This window comes from Litorimonas haliclonae (assembly GCF_965138505.1).
Taxonomy (GTDB): Bacteria; Pseudomonadota; Alphaproteobacteria; order Caulobacterales; family Maricaulaceae; genus Litorimonas; species Litorimonas haliclonae.
Genome location: NZ_CBCSCO010000002.1, coordinates 523,649 through 545,195, shown reverse-complemented (window position 1 = coordinate 545,195; position 21,547 = coordinate 523,649). Strand labels below are relative to the sequence as shown.

Annotated in this window: 16 protein-coding genes, 1 tRNA gene, 1 pseudogene and 1 riboswitch; of the genes and pseudogenes, 6 read left to right on the top strand and 12 right to left on the bottom strand. The window is 51.7% G+C overall.

All coding sequences use genetic code 11. The annotated features are described in order from the left end of the window. The first annotated feature begins 321 nt into the window (after positions 1-321). Positions 322-2,985 (top strand): response regulator, encoded by a 2,664-nt coding sequence (locus tag ACNA05_RS06805; RefSeq protein ID WP_415810666.1) that lies wholly within the window; start codon positions 322-324, stop codon positions 2,983-2,985. A gap of 3 nt (positions 2,986-2,988) precedes the next feature. On the opposite strand, the gene ACNA05_RS06800 is transcribed toward ACNA05_RS06805, so the two are convergent. Beyond that, the gene (locus ACNA05_RS06800) at positions 2,989-3,609 is read right to left on the bottom strand and encodes an exopolysaccharide biosynthesis protein (protein WP_415810665.1); all 621 of its coding nucleotides are present in this window, start codon (positions 3,607-3,609) and stop codon (positions 2,989-2,991) included. 115 nt (positions 3,610-3,724) lie between these two features. On the opposite strand from ACNA05_RS06800, the gene ACNA05_RS06795 reads away from it, so the two are divergent. Together ACNA05_RS06795 and ppa are read left to right on the top strand one after the other, a co-directional pair. After that, on the top strand, positions 3,725-4,342 hold the full coding sequence (locus ACNA05_RS06795) for a LysE family translocator (RefSeq protein ID WP_415810664.1): 618 nt from the start codon (positions 3,725-3,727) through the stop codon (positions 4,340-4,342). A gap of 64 nt (positions 4,343-4,406) precedes the next feature. After that, positions 4,407-4,934 (top strand): inorganic diphosphatase, encoded by a 528-nt coding sequence (gene ppa, locus ACNA05_RS06790; RefSeq protein WP_415810663.1) that lies wholly within the window; start codon positions 4,407-4,409, stop codon positions 4,932-4,934. Between the two features lie 87 nt (positions 4,935-5,021). Here the strand turns inward: ppa and ACNA05_RS06785 are convergent, their stop codons facing one another. The 8 genes from ACNA05_RS06785 to ACNA05_RS06750 all read right to left on the bottom strand — a co-directional run bounded on the left by ACNA05_RS06785 (position 5,022) and on the right by ACNA05_RS06750 (position 11,353). Next, a complete protein-coding gene (locus ACNA05_RS06785) occupies positions 5,022-5,804 on the bottom strand; it encodes a succinate dehydrogenase iron-sulfur subunit (protein WP_415810662.1) in 783 nt (260 codons plus the stop codon). 131 nt (positions 5,805-5,935) lie between these two features. Further along, entirely contained in the window at positions 5,936-6,244 is a 309-nt protein-coding gene (locus ACNA05_RS06780) for a hypothetical protein (RefSeq protein ID WP_415810661.1), read from the bottom strand. Positions 6,245-6,437: 193 nt separating this feature from the next. Beyond that, on the bottom strand, positions 6,438-7,169 hold the full coding sequence (locus tag ACNA05_RS06775) for a DUF4197 domain-containing protein (protein ID WP_415810660.1): 732 nt from the start codon (positions 7,167-7,169) through the stop codon (positions 6,438-6,440). 9 nt (positions 7,170-7,178) lie between these two features. Further along, complete coding sequence (locus ACNA05_RS06770) at positions 7,179-8,000, bottom strand: enoyl-CoA hydratase-related protein (RefSeq protein ID WP_415810659.1); 822 nt, start codon at positions 7,998-8,000, stop codon at positions 7,179-7,181. Between the two features lie 90 nt (positions 8,001-8,090). Then, positions 8,091-9,887, bottom strand: coding sequence for a succinate dehydrogenase flavoprotein subunit (sdhA, locus tag ACNA05_RS06765; protein ID WP_415810658.1), 1,797 nt, complete (start codon positions 9,885-9,887; stop codon positions 8,091-8,093). A 25-nt stretch (positions 9,888-9,912) separates the two neighbouring features. Then, on the bottom strand, positions 9,913-10,323 hold the full coding sequence (locus ACNA05_RS06760) for a succinate dehydrogenase/fumarate reductase transmembrane subunit (RefSeq protein ID WP_415810657.1): 411 nt from the start codon (positions 10,321-10,323) through the stop codon (positions 9,913-9,915). Next, on the bottom strand, positions 10,320-10,712 hold the full coding sequence (gene sdhC / locus ACNA05_RS06755; protein ID WP_415810656.1) for a succinate dehydrogenase, cytochrome b556 subunit: 393 nt from the start codon (positions 10,710-10,712) through the stop codon (positions 10,320-10,322). Before sdhC ends, ACNA05_RS06760 begins: the two co-directional genes overlap by 4 nt. Positions 10,713-10,801: 89 nt before the next feature. Beyond that, entirely contained in the window at positions 10,802-11,353 is a 552-nt protein-coding gene (locus ACNA05_RS06750) for a hypothetical protein (RefSeq protein WP_415810655.1), read from the bottom strand. Positions 11,354-11,513: 160 nt separating this feature from the next. On the opposite strand from ACNA05_RS06750, the gene ACNA05_RS06745 reads away from it, so the two are divergent. Next, complete coding sequence (locus ACNA05_RS06745) at positions 11,514-12,947, top strand: DegQ family serine endoprotease (RefSeq protein WP_415810654.1); 1,434 nt, start codon at positions 11,514-11,516, stop codon at positions 12,945-12,947. Positions 12,948-13,017: 70 nt separating this feature from the next. Here ACNA05_RS06745 and ACNA05_RS06740 read toward each other — a convergent pair whose 3' ends face one another. Together ACNA05_RS06740 and metH are read right to left on the bottom strand one after the other, a co-directional pair. Beyond that, on the bottom strand, positions 13,018-14,226 hold the full coding sequence (locus ACNA05_RS06740; RefSeq protein ID WP_415810653.1) for a M24 family metallopeptidase: 1,209 nt from the start codon (positions 14,224-14,226) through the stop codon (positions 13,018-13,020). A 53-nt stretch (positions 14,227-14,279) separates the two neighbouring features. Then, positions 14,280-17,991: pseudogene (metH, locus tag ACNA05_RS06735) on the bottom strand (methionine synthase). Between the two features lie 109 nt (positions 17,992-18,100). Beyond that, a riboswitch (cobalamin riboswitch) is annotated at positions 18,101-18,300 on the top strand. A gap of 117 nt (positions 18,301-18,417) precedes the next feature. Between metH and ACNA05_RS06730 the strand changes: the two are divergent. Continuing rightward, positions 18,418-20,313 carry a TonB-dependent receptor plug domain-containing protein gene (locus ACNA05_RS06730; protein ID WP_415810652.1) on the top strand — a complete coding sequence of 632 codons (1,896 nt, stop codon included), beginning with the start codon at positions 18,418-18,420 and terminating at the stop codon, positions 20,311-20,313. 57 nt (positions 20,314-20,370) lie between these two features. On the opposite strand, the gene ACNA05_RS06725 is transcribed toward ACNA05_RS06730, so the two are convergent. After that, on the bottom strand, positions 20,371-21,366 hold the full coding sequence (locus tag ACNA05_RS06725) for a TraB/GumN family protein (RefSeq protein WP_415810651.1): 996 nt from the start codon (positions 21,364-21,366) through the stop codon (positions 20,371-20,373). Between the two features lie 102 nt (positions 21,367-21,468). On the opposite strand from ACNA05_RS06725, the gene ACNA05_RS06720 reads away from it, so the two are divergent. Then, positions 21,469-21,545: transfer RNA gene (locus ACNA05_RS06720), tRNA-Arg, on the top strand. Positions 21,546-21,547: the final 2 nt, after the last annotated feature.

Below are 21,547 nucleotides of genomic sequence, written 5' to 3'. Positions count from 1 at the left end.
GAGCAATTTTTACTTGCCAGACAACATGGTTTCTGATGTCTTAACATAGAGCATCAATGGTGGTGCTCTGAACACTTAACGAAAGAGAAAATCAATGCGTGAGCTTACTCTTGAAGAAGTTGAAGTCGTCACAGGTGGATTTCCCATCGTAATCGGCGGTGCCGGCGAAAACTAAGAATCTTAACAGATGTGGAATTTATGACCCGCCGCAAGGCGGGTTTTTTTATGTATGTAGCTCAAGCTAAGCTCAATTACGTAATTTTAGCCACTTAATTTTAATCTTTAGTTCGTATGCCGAGGTTGAATATTGACGGGATTGACATGGCGTTTTGCCAAAATTCAGTGAGCTTACGAAAAATTGGCGTCCTCGTGACGACCTTGCTTCTCGTCCTGTCTGGAACACGATCTGGATTTGCGCTGCCTGATTCAGATGAACCACCCGTTTCTGCACTTTCCATTGCAAGCCAAATTGAAGACTTAAGTCTTGTCGAGGTAAATAGCGATCAAGCTCTGTCCAAGCCAGAGACGGTTGAAGAAGCCAGAAAACAAATATTAGAGGCGCTTCCCAGTGGAAATAGAGAAAGATTCGAAAAAGCTGTCTCTTTTTACCGCGAGCTAGCAGATGCTTATGATTCCGAGCGCGACCAAAATGTAGTTGAGGTGTTTGAACACTTCTCTAAAATTTATGACTTTCAAGACTTAGGGGCTAATTACGATGAATTAGTGAAAGTCCTGGGCTTTTATTCTAATAAATCAGACTGGCTCGTCAGTTTTCACGCCAAACGACTTCTATCCTTCGTTCATACACTTTCTTATAAAAACGGCTTGGCTTTACGTACCGCCCAAGAAGCGATTGATATAATTCCCAACGACCTTTCTCCTGAAGCGACAGAATCCCGAATTTTTGCTTTGGAGCTCTTGGCATACCTTCAAAATATTACATGGAACAAGGATCTTGCCTTATATAACACCCAGCGTCTTATCGATTTAAAACTGGAGACAGGACAACCGATTGACGGCATTGAACTCATAAATAATTTAATGTTTTCGCTAACGGAATGGCGAGATTATGAAACGCGATTAGAACTAGCGAAAACCCTGAAAAGGCTCGAAATTAAGTTCGGGTCAACAACGCCCGGTCTATCCAGCACCCATATTGCTCGAGTAAATAATGATACTGGGAATTATGAAGATGCAAAAATTGCAGCCCTAGAAAGCTTAGACGAAGCAAAAATTGATTCAATCAAACGTATTGCTTCTATCCAGTTAGCCACCGCATATGCCGGATTAGGTGAAACTCAAAAAGCAAAAAGTCTTCTGGATTCGATGGAAAATCAATTGAATTCAAATGACGCAACGGTCTCCTACGCAAATGCTCTCATTGCATTAAAAGAAGGAAATTTAGAAAAAGCCCTCTCCTTATTAAATCAGAAATATGACCGCAAAGTCACACAAATCCTCAAAGCAACCAATCGTGACACGATGGAAATGCTTGCGGAGTTAGAGAATTCGAGTGAAAGACAGGCGGAGCGCGAAGCGGCTTTGCAGCGCGAAGCGGCCCTTATCCAGACAAAGCTCGATCAACAACAGCGCATTAACAAGCTGCTGATTGCATTTATGCTCTTAATTGGCCTAACCGGAATTTGCGCGCTACTATTTGCCCGGCATCGCGATAAGCTTGCCAAGCTTCTGGCAATTAAGTCCCGTGAAGCCGAGAGCGCAGATCGGATGAAAACCGAATTTTTGGGAATGGTCAGCCACGAACTACGCACGCCGTTGAACGGCATCATCGGCCTTGCCGATGTCTTGGCGACTTCCGGCCCGACCGAAGAGGTGCGCCAGCGCGGAGACATTATCCTAACCTCGGGCAATATTCTCTTCTCGCTAATTGAAAATATCATCGACATGTCGAGACTGGAAGCCGGAAAGTTGGAATTGGCTCCCGAGCCGACAGACCTGAAAGCGCTAATCGAGAGAGATCTGGCCTGTATGGAGCGCCGCTCGGCTGAGAAAGGGATCATCTTTACATCTTACATTGCGCCGGAATGCGGCCAAACATTTGACCTCGATCCTGAGCGCGTCGGAAAATGCGTTAACACCCTTCTTTGCAACGCGTTGAAATTCACAACGGAAGGCCGGATTCACCTTCACGTCACGGAGGAAGCCGACAGGAAAACCGGCCAAAGTGAAATCACAGTGATTGTCGCGGATACCGGACAGGGCATAAGCGAAGAAGTGCAAGCAAAACTCTTTACGCCGTTTCTTCAGGCCGACACGTCCATGACGCGCAAGCATGGCGGCTCCGGTCTCCGGCTCGCTATTTCCCGGATGCTGGCCCGAATGATGGACGGAGATATTACCCTGAAATCTAAAGAGGGCCGCGGGTCTGAGTTCACCTTGACATTCAAGGCGAAACCGAGCGCGCAACTTGAAATACCTGTCATGGAAACAGACTTTGAAGCGGCTGAAGTGACGCCTCCTGCCACGCCGCCTATGAAACCAGCGGGGCCTACATTCCTTTTGGAGCCGACCCTCGCCGCCGACAACACCGAGGCCGAAGGACCACGCCAGAGCCGCGCTTTGATTGTGGAAGACCTAAGCTCCAATCAGGATGTGATCGCCGTGATGCTTGACGCAGCCGGGATTCAATATGTTCCTGTCGAAAGCGGAGAGAAGGCGCTGAATGTACTACAAACGCAACGTTTCGATTTCGTTCTGATGGATATTCATATGCCGGGAATGGACGGAATAGAAACGACCCGCCGCATCAGAGCCGGAGGGCAGACTTGGTCGGATATACCTATCATCGCTTTGACCGCCGACGCTGCCTCCGAGAATCAATCGGCTTGTATAGCGGCCGGTATCGATATGTTCCTGACAAAGCCGGTGAGATCGAAAGACCTAATGGCGGCGATTGAAACGGTCACCCAGCAGTCCTTTAAACCTGAAGAGGCTAAGCCCCGCCTACTCTCAAAAAGAGCCTGACCCTTACAGCACCATCTGGAAGATCATAACTAGAACGGCGAAACTCAGCACGAGTCCCAGTAAAATGAATACGCCGTCACGGCCTGTGATGCCGAGACCCATGAGACCGATGATAAAGCCCGGGACAACAACGCCAAAAGGCACGGCGCCAAGAGGGAGCATCGTTACCGCCAGCAAAATGGCGACTAATGCCGTTACCACCAGCATTGGCCCCCGCGCCGCCCATTGCAGCCTTGGTCTCACCACATTATCAATTCGGTCGAGCCAAGGCCCGGCAAACTTTCTGGCTTTCTCCAGGCTTTTCGCTGTGACCTTAACGCGGCGCAGGAATTTCGGCATCCAAGGGTGAGATTTACGAAATAATAGTTGGGCGGAAAACAGTATAATGATAACGCCCAGAGCCATGGGCACCCCTGGCAACATACCGAGAGGCGTTAAAAGGAATAGTCCGCAAAGCAGTAATACCGGGCCGAACGACCGGTTCCCCAATGCTTCTATAACGGTTTTCAGGTCCACCGTCTGTCCGCCGGAAATGTCCTCAACACGATCCAACAAGCCCTTCAGAGGCGCATCAGTTTGTGTTTTAAATTTCACCTGGGAATGTTCGTCTTCCGTCATGGCCATGCGCTATCACACCCTTTTCGAATGAGACAGTCAATATAGCCGCAACGCATTTACATTTGCCCTTAAATTTACCAAGAGCCGTTCTTTCACTTTAAGAGAAAGAACGGCTCTTATAATGGCTCTGGATGTTTGGTTTGCATTGGTGGCGCTATTTTTTGTCGGCGGCTTAACTCCCGGTCCGGCGGTAATGCTCGTGCTTGCCTCTTCTTTTCGATACGGATTCAAGCCCGCTTTATTACCAGCGATGGGCGTCGCCTCGGCCAATGTGATGTGGCTCGTCTTGGCCGCGTCCGGCACTGCCGTCTTGTTTGAGCTATATCCGACCGCCACATTGGCGCTGAAGCTCATCGGACTAGCGGTGCTGCTTTATATGGGGCTAGCCACCATGTTCGGGCCGCTCCCTAATCTGGACGTTTCTGCCGATGACGCGCCGCGGCGCTCCCGCCTTTATGGCAAAGGCGTCTTGCTCCAAGCGACATCCCCTATGCCTGTCGTCTATTTCGGCATGTTACTGCCGCAGTTCTTTCAGGCCGACACGCATTTGGGGCCGCAATTTGCTATCATGCTCGTCACTATCACCTGTTTGGAAATGTTCGGACTTTCCGTTTACGCCGCTGGAGCTTTGGTGATCAAACGCATTTTAAAAAGCCAAAGGGCGGCGCGCACATTTAATGTCCTCATTGGGATTATCATGATTGCCTCCGGCGCTTGGGCGGTTATTTCGACAGCATAAGGCTTGCAACAATACACAAGCACGCTAAGAGGCGCAGGCAAAACCAACTGAGGAATCAAACCCCATGGAAATGAACAAAATCAAAGCCGGAGAAAACCCGCCTTTTGATATCAACGTGATCATCGAAGTCCCGCTGGGCGGCGAACCTATCAAGTATGAAATGGACAAGGCCTCCGGCGCCATGTTTGTTGATCGGTTCCTGTACACGTCTATGCGCTACCCGTGTAATTACGGCTTCATCCCGCATACCCTGTCAAATGACGGCGACCCGACCGACGTTTTGGTTGTGGGTCAACGCGCCCTAATGCCGGGCTGCGTGGTCCGCGCCCGTCCCGTCGGCGTTCTCATGATGGAAGATGAAGCCGGTATAGACGAAAAAATTGTCGCCGTACCTCACGGCAAACTGACGCCTTACTATGATAAGATCCAAAGCTATACGGACTTACCACAAGTTCTTCAGGATCGTATCCCGCATTTCTTTAACCATTATAAAGACTTGGAAAAAGAAAAATGGGTTAAGGTTTTGGGCTGGGAAGACGCTGAAAAGGCCGGGGAACTTATCGTTGAAGGCATTAAAGCGGGAAAGAAATAACGCTCACTACGTGCAAATAAAAAAGCCCTGCTTACGCGGGGCTTTTTTTATATTTGTAAAGTTGGGTTCCGACCGACGGGCCGGGGCTTACGCCCGCTCGACCATCATTTTTTTCACTTCGGCAATGGCTTTGGCCGGGTTTAGGCCTTTAGGGCAGACATTCGCGCAGTTCATGATGGTGTGGCAACGATAGAGTTTGAAGGGGTCCTCTAGATTATCAAGACGTTCATCATCGGCATCGTCACGGCTATCCGCGAGCCAGCGGTAGGCCTGAAGGAGCGCGGCTGGGCCGAGATACCGGTCACCATTCCACCAATAAGACGGGCAAGCCGTTGAGCAAGACGCGCAAAGAATACATTCGTAATATCCGTCCAGCTTATCCCGGTCTTCCGGGCTCTGCTTGATTTCCTCAGTCGGCAGAGGCGTGGACGTATGCAGCCAAGGCTCGATAGAGGCATATTGCTTATAGAAATTGGAAAGGTCCGGCACGAGGTCACGAACAACAGGAAGGTGCGGCAAAGGAGAGATTGTGATCGTATCCCCGCCTCCGACTTCATCGATACCCTTCGTACAGGCCAGCGTATTACGACCGCCAATCGTCATGGCGCAGGAGCCGCAAACGCCCTCGCGGCAAGAGCGGCGGAAAGCGAGCGTTGAATCGATTTCGTTTTTAATTTTGAACAGCGCGTCCAGGACCATCGGGCCGCATTCATCCAGATCAATCTGGTAGGTATCCCAATATGGCGTGCCGCCATCTGAGGGATCATAGCGATAGATTTTGAACGTCTTAAGGCGTGTGGCGCCAGCTTTCGCAGGCCAGTCTTTGCCTTTGCGAATTTTGGAATTTTTTGGCAGAGCTAACTGAACCATGATTTACCTTGGTTTTCTTTAGATTTTGAACCTGTCTTATAAACAGAATTATTTCAAAAACGAAGGGAAAAGCTGTTATGTTCCGCATTCATTTTGACGCATCTAGTCGAAAAAGGGCGGTTTAAAGGGGCTTATTCCGCTGCCAAAGTTAAAAGGCTTGGATCAAGGCTGACTTCCCGGAAATCTGGAATTTCGCAATCGAGTATTTCCGCGCCTCTAATGGGTTGAGCCCACAAAAACGAAAGAGCTTCCACACGGCAATTCAATGTGTCAGCCACATCCGTCTGTATAGATTTTCTTTCGCGCAGAGGGGCGCTTTCCGACTCTTGCAAAGCGCCGCAGACAAACTCTGCCCCCTCAAAACAAGGCGGTTGCGAAATCTCGTCCTCGGATATTTCCAAATCGAACATTTCAGTAAAAACCGATCCCTCTTTCGGCATAAACTCCCCTTTTGAGTTCAAAATTGAGATATTTCGGTCCCGACAATCCCGTTGCGGCCTAATTATATCTTAACAAATTAATAAGAGGATTTCTTGGCTCTTGTGAAATGATTTTTGCAGAAAACCTAAAAAAATCATAATCTTGACACAATTGGTGACGTTTTCAGCAAATTCCGCCCTCGCAATCGCCTCGCTAGGCAGAGTAGGCCCCGAAAACGCGGCGCAAGATTTCGCTCGTGCGTTTGGCCGGGTTTTCACGGATCGCTTTTTCTTCGTCCCCGATATAAGTAAACACCCCGTCCAGACCATAGTTCACGCCGTGACCAACAAGATCAGATTTTGCATTTGCGCCGAGCCCGGTTGCAAAAGGCACGGAGTCAAGTTGGGCAGAGACCTGATCAACCAGTTGCAACGCTCCGGTTTGCTGAAGGGCATTGCTCATAATCGGCGTAAACAGTCTTGTCAGGCGGTCGGTTGTCTTCCCCTGTAAATATTGCGTCGCCGCATTATCCGGGCCGCGGACAATCCCGATGGCGTCCTGAATAGAAAGGTCGGCCACCGCATCAATGAAAATATCCTTGGCCACGGGCGCGGCTTTTTCCGCCCCGCGATTAAGCTGTGTTTGCAGCTCCGCGAGCAATCTGCCTGCCCCGAGGGGCTGAAGCACACTTTGGACGTCCTGCAATCTTTGGGGCAACGGAATTCGAATCCGGCCATTATTCAAAAACCCGCCCTCGCGGCCGACCGTGCTAATCGCAGAGCCAATCCCGTTATTCAAAGCCGCCCGGATGCCAGCAGCGGCTTCGCCCTGTGACAAAGCACCTGAATTGATAACGCCGTTCAGAATAGAAGGATCAAAGGTTTCACAGGCGGTAAGTCCCAAAGCGGGAAGCGTGAGGAGAATGTGGCGGCGATTGAGAGTCATAATCTGTCCTTAGTCGTTTTGGTAATCCTTGAACTCAGGGGCCCGCTTTTCGAAAAAGGCCGTGACGCCCTCTCGGCAATCCTCACTGACAAACGCCTTTTCCAATAAAGCGCTCTCTTTCATATGCGCTTTAAACGGCGCGGCGTCCAGCGCGCCGAACCCCATCATAGACTCCCTCAAGAGACGCTTATTTTGGATGGTGGAAGTCGGAGAACAGTTTTGAGCAATATCCCGAGCGATTTCCAAGCTATATGGGAGCACCTCTTCCGGTTCTTTTAGCTCGCTGACAAGTCCGGCTTTCAAGACTTCATCAGCCTTTAATATGCTCGCCTTGAGCGCCCATTCATTGGCTTTGGCAAATCCGACGAGCCTTGGCAGGAACCAACTTGAAGCCCCGTCAAAAACAATTCCGCGCCGCGCAAATGGGAAGGCAAACTTTGACTTTACTGACGCAATTCGAAGGTCCATTGGAAGAAGCATTGTCGCCCCAATACCGACGGCTGCGCCGTTTATGGCGCCAATAATTGGGGTGTCGCATTCGAACATAGAGAGCACGAGTTCGCCGCCCTTATCCCGCGCAACGCCTTCATGGTAATTTACCCCGCCGACCGACTCAAACCCTTGGGAAATATCTGCGCCAGCGCAAAAGGCTCGCCCGGCGCCCGTCACAATAATCACCCTAACGGAAGTGTCGGTATCCAGATCAGAGTAAGCGGAAATCAATTCATCACACATTTCAACATTGAAGCTGTTCATCTGCTCCGGGCGATTGAGGGTAATAATCGCAACAGAAGAATTTTCAGTATCACGCGTAACGGTTATTGTTTTCATATTTTCCAACTTATTTTGCAGAGTACGTCCCCTTATGAAGCATAAAAAAAGCGGGTCCAAGACCCGCTTTTTCAATAGTTTTGCATTTGATTAGTAAACGCGCTTTTTCGGCTCAATATAATCAATTCCATCGGTCATGGTGTAATCGTGAACGGGGCGATAGTCGATTTTGACCTTGTTTTTCCCGTAATCATACCATGCCAGAGTGTGTTTCATCCACTCACCGTCATTCCGGTCCGGATAATCCTCATGCGCGTGAGCGCCGCGGCTTTCCTTGCGGTTGTCGGCGGAGGCAATTGTTACGCGGGCTTGGCCGATGAGATTGTCGAGCTCAAGTGCTTCCATAAGGTCCGTATTCCAGACCATGGTCTTATCCGTGACAGAAATATCAGCCATATCCGCCGCGATGGATTCTACCTTTTTCACGCCCTCGCTGAGGCTCTCCTCGGTTCTGAAAACCGCGCAGTGTTCCTGCATGGCCTTTTGCATACGCAGGCGTAGGTCTGCAGTCGAAGTTTTGCCATTGGCGTTTTTGTATTTTTCCAGACGGGCGACAGCCTCCTCACCTGCATTGGCGGGCAGAGGTTTTTGCTCAGCATTGGCTTCCAAGATTTCGCCGCAACGCATACCAGCGGCGCGGCCAAAGACGACCAAATCAATCAAGCTGTTAGAGCCAAGACGGTTTGCGCCGTGAACAGAAACGCAAGCCGCTTCGCCGACCGCCATGAGGCCTTTAACAACACTGTCGGGGTTCTTGCCTTTTTTCGTCAGGACTTCGCCGTGGAAATTGGTTTGAACGCCGCCCATATTGTAATGGCAGGTCGGCAATACCGGGATAGGTTCTTTGGTGACATCTACGCCTGCGAAAATCTTGGCAGTTTCGGAAATGCCTGGCAGACGTTCCGCAAGAACAGCAGGATCGAGATGGTCTAGGTGAAGGAAGATATGGTCTTTATTCGGGCCAACGCCGCGGCCTTCCCGGATTTCGATCGTCATGGCGCGGGAAACGACATCTCGTGACGCCAGATCCTTGGCCGAGGGCGCATATCGCTCCATAAAACGCTCGCCTTCTGAATTGGTGAGATAACCCCCCTCGCCGCGAGAGCCTTCGGTAATCAAGCACCCTGCCCCGTAAATGCCGGTCGGATGGAATTGAACAAATTCCATATCCTGCACCGGAAGTCCGGCGCGAAGCACCATCGCGTTACCATCGCCTGTACAAGTGTGGGCAGAGGTCGCAGAGAAGAACACCCGGCCATAGCCGCCCGTGGCGAGGATAACCGTTTGCGCGCGGAAACGGTGAAGTGTGCCGTCATCCAGTTTCCAGGCTGTGAGACCCCGGCATTCGCCGTCTTCCATAATCAGGTCGAGCGCAAAATATTCGATAAAAAATTCGGCGTCATTGCGAAGAGATTGGCCGTAAAGCGTGTGAAGCATGGCATGACCCGTCCGGTCTGCCGCCGCGCAGGTGCGCTGGGCTTCCGGGCCTTTGCCCATATTCTGCATCATACCGCCAAAGGGACGCTGGTAAATCTTGCCTTCTTCGGTTCGCGAAAACGGCATACCCCAATGTTCCAGCTCATAAACCGCCTTAGGCGCTTCCCGGCAAAGATATTCGATAGAATCCTGGTCACCGAGCCAGTCAGAGCCTTTGACCGTGTCATACATGTGCCAGCGCCAGTCATCGTCACCCATATTTCCGAGTGACGCGGCAATGCCGCCTTGGGCCGCAACTGTGTGAGATCGGGTTGGGAAAACCTTGGTGACGCAGGCTGTTTTCAGGCCAGCTTGAGCGGCGCCAAGCGTCGCGCGGAGACCGGAGCCACCTGCCCCGACTACGACAACGTCGTAAGTGTGATCAATCCATTGTGTTTTTTTGGCAGTCATATCGACTTTCCTAATTTTTTAACTTTTAGCCCAAAAAGGCAAGTTTGAGGACAGCATAAGCGATGGCGAGCCAGATAAGGCCAGCGACGATCTTGTTCTTAATCAAGCCGAATGTGCGCACACCACCCTCGAAATAATCGAGAATCACTTCGTCCATTTCCAACTTACAGTACCAGATGGCCGCCGTGGCAAAGGCGAGAAAGCCCAAGCCACCAATCGGGCTAGAAAGCCAGGCAGCGAAACCGTCTGATCCTCCGCCAATGGCGGAAACTGCTGACCAAATTGCAAAGGGCAATCCAATGATTAAACCCCAGCCTGTGAAACCCCGAATTTTATGGTGCGTGGTTCCATGCCCTTTTCCGACATGTTTGGCCGTGTAACCAGGAGCGTCGGGTGTTCGAATATTTGATGTATCTGTAGAATTTTTTGTACTCACGACAGCACTCCCGATCCGACAATTGTCACCAACAACGCAACCACCACCGCGAGAGCAATCATTACGTAAGACAGTGTATTATTCAATTTGGGCTCGAGCATCGCTCCCGTATCCCAAATTGCGTGTCTGAGCTGCGCCAAGCCCACAAAAATAAACGAAAAGACAAAAATGAAAAGGCCGATCGCGCCGAGTGGACTGAAGATCAAGCCTTCAAGCGGCAGAGAGCCGGATGCCGAAAGACATAAAAGTCCAATTGCGACAAGAAACAGCGCGACATAACTCACAATCGTCGTTGCGCGATGAAGAATGGAGGACGCCATGGAGGCGTGCCAACGCCAAACTTGCAAATGCGGCGACATGGGCCGCTTGTTATTCCAAGATGAAGACATGAAAAACTCTCTCTCTAAGTTGGGCGCAACCTAATCTGCCTGTCAGTATAGTCAACGCGTTACGCTCCAAAAAGGCTACTCTATATACGTTATTGTGGGTCTGACAGATCAAACTCCGCGCGGAAATGTCGCTGTTCACGTGTGAGCTCATAAACGAGAGCTTCATCCGGCGTTATTTCAAGAGCCCAAACATTTCCGGCCGACTCATCCAATCCGTTTTCACGGAAAAGCGTCTTCGAGTATTCATCGGCGGGGAATTCCTGCCGGGTCGCTGTGCCTTCGGTTAAGGTCTTGCCGCCATATCCTGTAACTGGGTCTGGCGATCCATCTGCCAAAGTGTGAGCATGAGTGAGTTTGATCCAGTCCTCATTGACGGAGGGCGGTGTGATCGTCCAAACACGGCTCTCGTCCTCGCCGACGGCCAGAGGAATAGTCATCGCTACATCCGTACAATCGACGGGACCGAGCGTAAGGACTTGCTCTCTCCAATCATCATCCTGCGGGTCTTGGCTTACAACCTCGCCTTTGAAAGTCTGTCCACACAATTCGACCAGATTAGCGGCGAACTCCGTTTGAGGCAGAAGCTTGGCCTCTGATTGACAGGCGGCCAGTACGAAAAGGCAGGGTATAAAATATTTCATAGGTTTTCCTAACATATCCTATTGAATTAAAACACGGTCATATTCTGTTCCACATCCTTGGAGATAGACCAGGTGAGTCCTACATTGCTATTAGATTAACTGTCGCGGGTGGCTTTCAGAGCTTCTCCCGCGCCGTCTCTTAAAGTTGAAGGATGTATTCATGAAAAAGACTCTTCTCATTGCCGCAAGCGGGATTGCGCTTATAGCGGCGCCCCTGGCCATTTCACAAGGCGTATATTCCAATAGCCCGGCCATCGGACAAAGCGGCGCCCTAACCATAGATAATGCGCGCGGCGTGCTGACCATGGCGCCCCTTTTAGAAGTCGTGACCCCTGCCGTTGTCTCTATTGATGTTGAGGGCACCCGGACGCAAGAGTCTGGTGATATGAGTGAGCAGGAAGAGTTTCTGCGCCGTTTCTTTGGCGGTCAACTCCCTAATCAACCCCAGAGTCGTCCGCTTCGCGGTCTGGGTTCAGGCGTCATCATTAACGCTGACAAAGGCCTGATCATTACAAATAATCACGTCGTGAAGGACGCCGATCGGATTACAATTACCCTCAAAGATAAACGCCAGTTGCAAGGTGAGCTGGTTGGAACAGATCCGAAAACTGATATTGCGCTCGTTAAAATTGATGCGGATAATTTGTCCGATTTGAAGATTGCAAGCAGCCGCAATGTTAAAGTCGGCGATTACGTCATCGCCGTCGGCAACCCCTATGGCTTGTCTAGCACAGTTACGACCGGCATTGTTAGCGCTCTAGGCCGCGAGCAAGGCGGCAACGATAATTATCAGGATTACATTCAAACAGATGCGTCCATCAATCCGGGTAATTCCGGCGGCGCGCTCGTCAATTCCAAAGGTGAGTTGATCGGTATGAATACCGCCATCCTGTCCCGCTCCGGCGGCAATAACGGTATTGGGTTTGCGGTTCCGACGCAGATCATCAGCTCTGTCATTGAACAGCTCGAAGAAAACGGCGAAGTGCGCCGCGGACGTATTGGTGTCTTGATTCAGAACATCACACCTGGTCTGCGTCAGTCTCTTAACCTGACAACGCTGAACGGCGCATTGGTAAGCTCCGTCGAGGATGGAACTCCTGCCGAAAAAGCCGGCCTCAAGGAAGGCGACGTTATCACAGCCTTTAACGGCGGAGAGATTCGCGACAGCTCCGATATTCGGAACGCCGTCGGTCTCCTCGTTCCCGGAACGCAGGCGGATCTGACTTATATCCGCGACGGCAAGACCCGCACGACGAAAATCAGAGTCGCCGAGGTGGATGAGGATGAGGTGCTGAGCGCCGATGCCGCAGCGCCGACGAACCCGTCTATGGAATCTTTCTCGGGTGCAACCATCCGGAATATTCCGAGCGATGTTGAGCTCCGCGGCGGCGATGAAGGCGTCTATGTTGACTCCGTCGAAGTTGGCTCCAACGCGTTCCGAGCAGGGCTACGCCGCGGAGATGTCATCCGCGCGGTGAACCGCAGAGATGTTGCTAATTTGAAAGAGTTCGAGACGCGCATCAAAGACAAAGAAGGCCCCTTTGCTCTCTCCGTTGAGCGCGGAGGTTCCCGCATTTTCCTTGCGGTCGAATAAAAACAATTAAAAAATAAAATAAAACCCGCGTCTTTGGCGCGGGTTTTTTATTGGCTATATCACAAACTATTTAGCCGAACGGATTGTCCAAACTGTGGCTCGGCTCGGTAAACCAGACAGGGCCGTCTTTATCCATATAGAAATGATCTTCCAGCCTGACCCCAAACTCGCCTTCCAGGACGATCATCGGCTCATTTGAAAAACACATGCCGGGTGCCAAAGGCGTTTGGTCGCCCATGTGAAGATAAGGCCATTCATGGATATCCAGTCCAATGCCGTGGCCCGTTCTGTGGGGAAGGCCCGGTGTTTTATAGCCGGGGCCGAAGCCGCGTTTTTCAAGTTCGTCCCGCGCCGCAATGTCGACCGCCGCACAAGGCTCGCCTATTCGCGCCGCTTCGAAAGCTTTTATCTGCGCGGCCTTTTCCGCCTCCCAGACCTCTCTCTGTCTGTCATTCGGCTCGCCAAAGACATAAGAACGCGTAATGTCTGAAAGATAGTCGTGAAGCTGACAGCCGGTATCGATTAAGACCATGTCGCCTTTTTCAAGCGGCTTTGGATTTTTAACGCCGTGAGGAAAGGACGAATCCGGCCCGAACAAAACAATTTTGAAAAACGATCCTTTCGGCGCGCCGACTTTCTGGTGAGCGGTATGAAGAAAATCATTCACCTCGGCGGTCGTGATGCCTTCGCGGAGCATGGATGCCGTGGCTTTATGCACCTCCAAAGTCATTTCCTTGGCGCGGCGCATCAAGTTCAATTCATGTTCGGACTTAATCATCCGGCAAGCGGCCGTGACTTCTGACCCATTGGTAAAATCAAATCCCTTGCCGGCTTTGGCCAAACCATCGGAAACAAAGAACGGTGTCGCCTCATCAATTCCAATTGTACCTTTTTTGATTCCCAACTTAGTGAGATAATTGAACATCAAAGGATAAGGGCTTTCATGCTCTTCCCAGGGAAGGACATCGCCTTTCACTGTCATAAACTGGTTCAGTGTCCCGACCTCAAAAGCCGGAGAAATATAGACAGGGTCGCCCTCGGGTAGAAGAAAAGCTCCGACCATGCGCTCTGAGTCCGGCCAGCGCGTGCCGGTAAAATAATACAGCGAAGACCCGGCATGAAGGTAAAGCGCCGCCCAGTTCTTCTCGGCCATCATTTTTTGCGCTTTGGCTATTCGGGATTTGATTTCCGATAATCCAATAGGGTCGAATCCTTCGGTCATATCACTCAGCGTTGCGAGCGCCTGTTCAGGGGTTTTTCCGCCTACACCAATCGTCATCGTCGTCTCCGATTTACATTATAAAGAATCTAAACCGTATATAGGGACGAGACCTAATAGTTCAAAATCGGCGCGAGCCAGCGTTCCGTATCCTCCACTGTCATTTTCTTACGGCGGGCATAATCCTCGACCTGATCTTTCTCGATCTTACCAACGCCGAAATACACGCTTTCTGGGTGACCGAAATAAATCCCTGAAACAGAGCTGGCCGGATGCATGGCAAAGCTTTGGGTCAGGATGACCTCGGTTTCCTTTGTGGCGTCCAGCAAGCTGAACAGCGTCGCCTTCTCCGTGTGATCCGGCTGGGCCGGGTAGCCGGGAGCCGGGCGAATACCCGCATAACGCTCTGCAATCAGGTCTTCGCCGGAGAAATTCTCATCCGGGGCATACCCCCAGAATTCGCGGCGCACCCGCGCATGAAGGTGTTCGGCAAAGGCTTCGGCCAAACGATCACAAAGAGCTTTGAACAGGATTGAATTGTAATCATCTCCCGCTTCGGTGAAGGTCTTTGATTTGGCCTCTTCGCCCAGACCAGCGGTCACACAGAACCCGCCAATATAGTCACCATTGGGCGAGCAGAAATCAGAGATAGAGAAATTGGGTTTCTTATTATCCCCTTTGGAAATTTGCTGACGCAAACCATGGAACGTGGCTTTTTTATCGCTCATTTCTTCATCGGCGAACACTTCAATATCATCACCGATCTGCTTGGCTGGCCAGAACCCGAACACCCCATTGGCTTTGACCCATTTCTCTTCTATCATTTGATTGAGCATTTTCTGGGCATCTTCATAGAGGTCCCGCGCCGCCTCGCCATACATTTCATTTTCCAGAATGGCCGGGAACCGTCCTTTAAGCTGCCATGTCGCGAAGAAAGGCGTCCAATCGATATAATCGCGGAGTTTCTCAAGCGGGTATTCCGTCAATGTTTTTGTGCCGATAAAGCTTGGTTTATGCGGGGTAAATTTGTCCCAGCCACCCTCTGGCTCCCAGATATTATCACGGGCTTCTTTGAGGGTCAGTCGCGCTTTGGCGCTTTGGCCGCGATTGTGCGCGTCGCGCGCACGCTCATAATCCGCCTTGATTTCGGCGGTATATTTATCTTTGCCGTCCCCTAATAGTGTACTAACCACGCCGACGGCGCGGGAGGCATCTGTCACATAGACGGTGGGGCCGTTTTTATAGGCGGGTTCAATTTTCACCGCTGTATGAGTTTTGGACGTCGTCGCCCCGCCAATGAGCAGTGGCATATCCATACCAAGGCGCTGCATCTCCTTGCCGACATAAACCATCTCGTCGAGCGACGGCGTAATCAGACCGGAGAGGCCGACCATATCGACTTTGTGTTCTTTGGCGGCGGCCAGGATTTTATCGCAAGGCACCATCACGCCCAGATCGACAACGTCATAGCCGTTACACTGCAGGACCACCCCGACAATGTTTTTGCCAATATCATGCACGTCACCTTTCACGGTGGCCATCAGAACCGTGCCGTTGGACGATCCGGCTGTGCCAAGCTCTTCCTTTTCCGCTTCCATGAAGGGCATTAAATGCGCGACGGAGGCTTTCATCACGCGGGCGGATTTCACCACTTGCGGCAGGAACATTTTACCAGAGCCGAACAAGTCGCCGACGACATTCATGCCGTCCATCAGCGGCCCCTCAATGACGTGGAGCGGACGCTCCGCAGCCAAGCGAGCTTCTTCCGTGTCTTCGATGATGTAATCGGTAATGCCGCGTACCAGAGAGTGTTCAAGACGTTTCTCAACAGATTGCTCCCGCCATTTTGTATCCGTAACAGCGGCCTTGGCTTTACCGTCGCCTCGATATTTCTCGGCAATGTCCAGTAATCTGTCCGTCGCATCATCGCGGCGGTTCAGAACGACATCTTCGACCCGCTCGCGCAATTCGTCGGGAATATCGTCATAAATCGTCAACTGCCCGGCATTGACAATCGCCATGTCGAGCCCGGCGGGGATGGCGTGATAGAGAAAAACCGAATGCATGGCTTCGCGCACAGGTTCGTTCCCGCGAAAGGCAAAGCTGACATTGGACAGACCGCCTGAAATACGGGCGTGTGGCAAATTGGCTTTAATCCGCTTACAGGCCTCAAAAAATTCGACGGCATAATCATTATGCTCTTCAATCCCGGTCGCGATCGCAAAGATGTTCGGGTCGAAGATAATATCTTCGGGCGGGAAATTAATTTCTTCGGTCAGAAGCTTATAAGCGCGTTCGCAAATTTCATATTTGCGATCCGCCGTTTCGGCCTGGCCTTCTTCGTCAAAGGCCATGACAACAACCGCCGCGCCGAGGTCGCGGCACATTTTAGCATGTTTTAGAAACGGCTCCTCGCCCTCTTTCATAGAGATCGAATTGACCACGCATTTGCCCTGAACGCATTTCAGACCTGCCTCCAGCACTTCCCATTTGGAACTGTCGATCATGATTGGCACGCGCGAAATATCGGGCTCGCCGGCGACCAGCTGCAAGATGCGCTCCATCGCCGCAACGCCGTCAATCAGGCCGTCATCCATATTGATATCGATAATCTGCGCACCGCTCTCGACCTGCTGGCGGGCGACCGAAAGCGCTTTGTCATAATCGCCTTTGACGATCAGTTTCTTAAACCGCGCTGAGCCGGACACATTTGTCCGTTCGCCAATATTTACGAAATTTGCTGTAGAACTCATGATTATTCCGCTATCTGGCTTATACCGCTATTTGGAAAGGCTCTAACCCTGACAGGCGCAGGGTTGTTTCGGGGTCGACGGGCTTACGCGGCGGCAGGCCTTCTGCCGCTTTTGCAATCGCCGCAATGTGGTCCGGCGTGGTGCCGCAACACCCGCCAAGGATATTGACGAAACCTTCTTCGACCCAAGGCTTGATTTGCTCTGCCATATCTGACGGGCTCTCATCATATTCGCCGAAGGCATTGGGCAGACCCGCATTCGGGAAAGAGATGACATGAGTATTGGCCACGCGAGAAATCGCTTCGATATGTGGACGCATTTCATCCGCGCCGAGGGCGCAGTTCAGCCCGACGGCGAATGGCTTTGAATGAGCAACGGAAATCCAGAAGGCTTCCGCCGTCTGGCCCGAGAGAGTTCTGCCGGAGCGGTCGGTAATCGTGCCGGAAATGATAATCGGCTTTTCATATCCGACCGCGTCAAAAACGTGGCGCGCAGCGGCAATGGCAGCTTTGCAATTAAGTGTATCAAACACGGTTTCGATCAACACCGCATCGACCAAATCCACCATCGCTTCAATCTGGCCGATATAGCTGGTTTTCACTTCATCGAATGTGACGTCGCGATAGCCCGGGTCCTCAACTTTCGGTGAGATAGACAAGGTCTTATTCATCGGGCCAACAGAGCCAAGAACGCAGCGAGGTTTCTGCGGCGTTTTTTCTGTCCACGCATCCGCGCAATCGCGCGCGACCTGCGCAGCCGCCCGGGCAATTTCCGGCGCGAGCTCCGCCATATCATAATCCGCCTGCGAAATAGTCGTCGCGTTAAAGCTGTTGGTTTCAATCAAGTCCGCGCCGGCCGCAAGAAAGTCATTATGAACTTTGGCAACGGCCTCCGGCTTGGTGAGGACGAGCAGGTCATTATTGCCTTGCAAAGGGACGTGCCAGTCTTTGAATCGCTCGCCGCGAAAGTCCTCTTCTTGTAGGCTCTGTTTTTGCAACATCGTGCCCATTGCGCCGTCGAGCATAATAATCCGCTCTTTTATCGCTTTTTCAATCTGTGACCAGCTGGACATAGGGCTATCCTTATTTTGCAATTCGGCGCCGTTTAACAGGCTCAGCCGCAAGAGTATATAAAGAAATCTTTATATCGCAGTTTTTTTACTTGCTCTATTGGATAAAATCCTTAGAGGAGGCGCCGTTGGTCGCCTGATGCTTTTTCAACTGAGCAATAGGCGTGAATATGGGAATGGACTGAAATTGTCCGACGGCTCCCGCCGCTGTGAAAGGTAAGAGGCGACACATACGTCACTGGGAAACCGGGAAGACGTGTCAGCCTTGCTCAAGCCTTAAGTCAGAAGACCTGCCAACGACGTCGCCAGCACGCTTGGGCGGGATGAACCATGCGTATGGAAAGGCCCGAATGGTCGGGCTGCCTCCAATGACGACACTCTTTTGACCGTCACCCTGCTCTTTTTGGGCGGGACTTAATGGAGTGTGACATGAAACGACTATTATTAGGCGTGGCGCTAAGTGCCTTCGCCGCAAACAGCTTCGCGCAAACTCAGAGCGATTTTAACGACCAGGCGCCACAAACGGCCGAAGATGAAACAGCAAATTCAGTCGATTTAAATTCAAATGAAATCATCGTCACGGCGGATCGGATCGGATATTCGACCCGGGACGAACTGACCGCCCCCGTCACCGTTTTGACAGAAGCTGAAATCCGCAACCGCAACCAAGCGTATATTTCTGATCTCTTGCGTACCGTGCCAAGCTTGGCCATTAGCCAATCCGGCGGCGGCGGGAGCCTGACCAATATTCGCCTCCGCGGCTCTGAAGCAAATCATACGCTTATCCTGATTGACGGCGTCGAAGTGAACAATCCCACAGATGGCGGATTTGACTTGGGCGGACTTCGCAGTGATGACGTCGTTAAAATCGAAGTCCTGCGCGGGGAGCAATCCGCACTATACGGCTCTGACGCTGTAGGCGGGGTGATTAACATCATCACAAGGGCTGGATCGAATACAGAAAGATTTCGAGCCTCCGTCGAAGCCGGGAGTCGCGAAACTTTAGAAGGCCAGTTTAGCGGCGTTGTGCCGCTTGGCAACGCAGCGCTTTCCATTAACGGCAATGCCTTCACCACCGAAGGCTATGACGTGTCTGGTCTGGGCGGCGAAAAAGACGGCGCAGACAGTCGGCGCCTCTCCGTTGGGCTTAATCAGGTAAACCTCGCCGGAATTACTTTTTCTGCAAATGGCGCTATCAACCTTCGCCGCACAGATTTTGACGGCGATACAGATTTTGACGGCCTACTAAATAATACGAACAGTGAAACTGACGTCAAAACGACAACGGCCCGTATTGACGCCCGGTTTGCCCTCGCAGGCTTTGACCACCTCGTTCAATCCAACATGGTCGAGACGGAAACCGAGACAAAATCCAGCTTCCCGACTTTATCTACTGGCACGCGCCAAAATGCGAGCTGGGCCGCGAAGCGCACCTTCTCTGACCGTCACGACCTGACCCTTTTGGGCGAAGTCGAGCGCGAAGAATATGAACTCGCGAGCGACCCCGACGTGCCGGATATTTATAATTACGGTCTTGTCGCGGATTACAGCTTTAACGGCGAAGCGCTCACTCTGACGGGGTCTATTCGCCAGGACATAAATGATGTGTTTGCGGACGCCACCACTTGGCGTGTTGGAGCCGGCTATAAATTTGGCTGGGACGGACGTATTCGCGGCTCTGTCGGAACGGGTGTCAAGAATCCTACTTTGGTTGAGCTTTTCGGCTTTTTCCCTGCCAGCCGCTTTACAGGAAATCCTGATTTGAAGCCTGAAAACTCTTTGGGGTACTCCATTGGCTATGAACAGGACTTGGGCAGTCTCACTCTCTCGGCGGACTATTTCCGATCCGAACTCGAAGACGAAATCACCACAATCTTTAATCCCGACTTCACCAGCACCGTCATCAATCTGGCAACCGATAGCACGCGCGAAGGTATCGAATTGGCGGCGCAATGGGATATTGCCGACACGCTTTACCTAACCGGCTCAGCGAGCTTTCTCGACAGTGAACAAGACGGGATTGAGGAAATCCGCCGTCCGGAATTTCTGGCAAGCGCCACGGCAACATGGGACGCGACGGATAAATTGTCTCTGACCGTAAACGCTGATCACACAGGGTCGCAACTCGACACTGACTTTGGGACATTTTCAACAGTCCAGCTGGGCTCCTACACACTCATCGGCGCAAATGTCCGATATGCGGTGTCCGACATTGTCAGTGTTTACCTACGCGGCACTAATTTGACCGATGAAGATTACCAAGACGTATTCGGATATGCGAGCGAAGGCCGCGGCGTCTTTGCCGGCGTGAGCGCCGATTTTTAGAAGATTAAACATTGTCCTTCCGGGGTCGCCTTGCGCCCCGGAAGGACAGGAGATTATTTACTCCCGATCCGGGCGTTCTATCGTTAGCTCTGTGGGCGAGATAACATTCTCGCCCATAAACGCGTAATATCGCTCGACCTCATACCCTGCCTCTTCCAAATCGGTAATGAGGCTCTCTTCGCCCAGCAAATGCGCCATACCCACGGCGACGACAGACGTCCCGCTCCCCTCCAGATGCCGCACGAGAGTTTTGGCCCATTTTTCGTTTCTATCGACCAAAACGGATCGGTACATTTCTCCGGCGTCGGCCTTGAGCGGATCTATCATTTGTTGAGTCAAAAAATCCGTTTGCCCAACGGACCAGCCCTTCGCCAAACGCGTGAGCTGACGTCCCAAATCGCTAAAATCTTCCATCGTTTCCGTCAGGACTTCGAGTTGCAATCCAACGGGCAAATCTGCTGTCGCGCGGATCTGGTCCTCGACGCTTTCCAAATAGATTATATTCTTCTGCTGTCGGCGCGCGAGTGATTTGAGCGCTTCGTCAGCAGATAAATCCGCTGAGAGGCCGGCCTCTTTTGCGGCGGTAAAAGTCAAGTATTCACTGGCAAGCCAAGGCTTCATAGCGTCCAAACTTGCCAATGGAATATTGCCGTTATTGGCCACAGCGTCCAAAAGTTTGAGTTGGTAGTTATCGAGATTATCAGCCAAGCGCAGTCCGTCTTTTCGAAACCCCAGCTGCGCGCTTAGGACTGTCGCATCAATGCGCGCCTTTTCTGATGTATCCACCTCAAAATAGACCGTTCCGGCGTCTTGCATGACATCGCGCAAATCATCTTTCAGCCAATTCAAATCCTCAGGCAAAAGGTGAATTGTCCCGAAGAGATAAAGCTCGCTGTCATGATCGCTCACTTTCCAAATTGCCGGACCATCATTGCGAGCCCGGGCCTGCGCGACGCGGTCGTCGACAGACACCGTCGGGCCGGAGCCGCTGTCGCACGCACTCAAGAATGATAGGGCGGCCGCCGCGGAGAGAAGTAAGAAAAATCTGAACATGATTGCGGTCTACTCTAGGCCAAAGCAGATGAAAACCATCATTGCGCAGCCGCAAGACTTCCCTTAAGAGGCGGGTCTTGTCGTTATCGGCAAAACTTGGAAGCACCTATAGCTCAGCTGGATAGAGCGCTGCCCTCCGAAGGCAGAGGTCGCACGTTCGAATCGTGCTAGGTGCGCCATT

What these genes read in the sequence shown, in the direction of transcription:
- ACNA05_RS06800 (WP_415810665.1), bottom strand. Translation starts at nt 3,609, where the DNA reads ATGGCCATGACGGAAGACGAACATTCCCAGGTGAAATTTAAAACACAA.
- ACNA05_RS06745 (WP_415810654.1), top strand. Translation starts at nt 11,514, where the DNA reads ATGAAAAAGACTCTTCTCATTGCCGCAAGCGGGATTGCGCTTATAGCG.
- ppa (WP_415810663.1), top strand. Translation starts at nt 4,407, where the DNA reads ATGGAAATGAACAAAATCAAAGCCGGAGAAAACCCGCCTTTTGATATC.
- ACNA05_RS06785 (WP_415810662.1), bottom strand. Translation starts at nt 5,804, where the DNA reads ATGGTTCAGTTAGCTCTGCCAAAAAATTCCAAAATTCGCAAAGGCAAA.
- ACNA05_RS06770 (WP_415810659.1), bottom strand. Translation starts at nt 8,000, where the DNA reads ATGAAAACAATAACCGTTACGCGTGATACTGAAAATTCTTCTGTTGCG.
- ACNA05_RS06795 (WP_415810664.1), top strand. Translation starts at nt 3,725, where the DNA reads ATGGCTCTGGATGTTTGGTTTGCATTGGTGGCGCTATTTTTTGTCGGC.
- ACNA05_RS06780 (WP_415810661.1), bottom strand. Translation starts at nt 6,244, where the DNA reads ATGCCGAAAGAGGGATCGGTTTTTACTGAAATGTTCGATTTGGAAATA.
- sdhA (WP_415810658.1), bottom strand. Translation starts at nt 9,887, where the DNA reads ATGACTGCCAAAAAAACACAATGGATTGATCACACTTACGACGTTGTC.
- sdhC (WP_415810656.1), bottom strand. Translation starts at nt 10,712, where the DNA reads ATGTCTTCATCTTGGAATAACAAGCGGCCCATGTCGCCGCATTTGCAA.
- ACNA05_RS06775 (WP_415810660.1), bottom strand. Translation starts at nt 7,169, where the DNA reads ATGACTCTCAATCGCCGCCACATTCTCCTCACGCTTCCCGCTTTGGGA.
- ACNA05_RS06725 (WP_415810651.1), bottom strand. Translation starts at nt 21,366, where the DNA reads ATGTTCAGATTTTTCTTACTTCTCTCCGCGGCGGCCGCCCTATCATTC.
- ACNA05_RS06805 (WP_415810666.1), top strand. Translation starts at nt 322, where the DNA reads ATGGCGTTTTGCCAAAATTCAGTGAGCTTACGAAAAATTGGCGTCCTC.
- ACNA05_RS06750 (WP_415810655.1), bottom strand. Translation starts at nt 11,353, where the DNA reads ATGAAATATTTTATACCCTGCCTTTTCGTACTGGCCGCCTGTCAATCA.
- ACNA05_RS06740 (WP_415810653.1), bottom strand. Translation starts at nt 14,226, where the DNA reads ATGACGATTGGTGTAGGCGGAAAAACCCCTGAACAGGCGCTCGCAACG.
- ACNA05_RS06730 (WP_415810652.1), top strand. Translation starts at nt 18,418, where the DNA reads ATGAAACGACTATTATTAGGCGTGGCGCTAAGTGCCTTCGCCGCAAAC.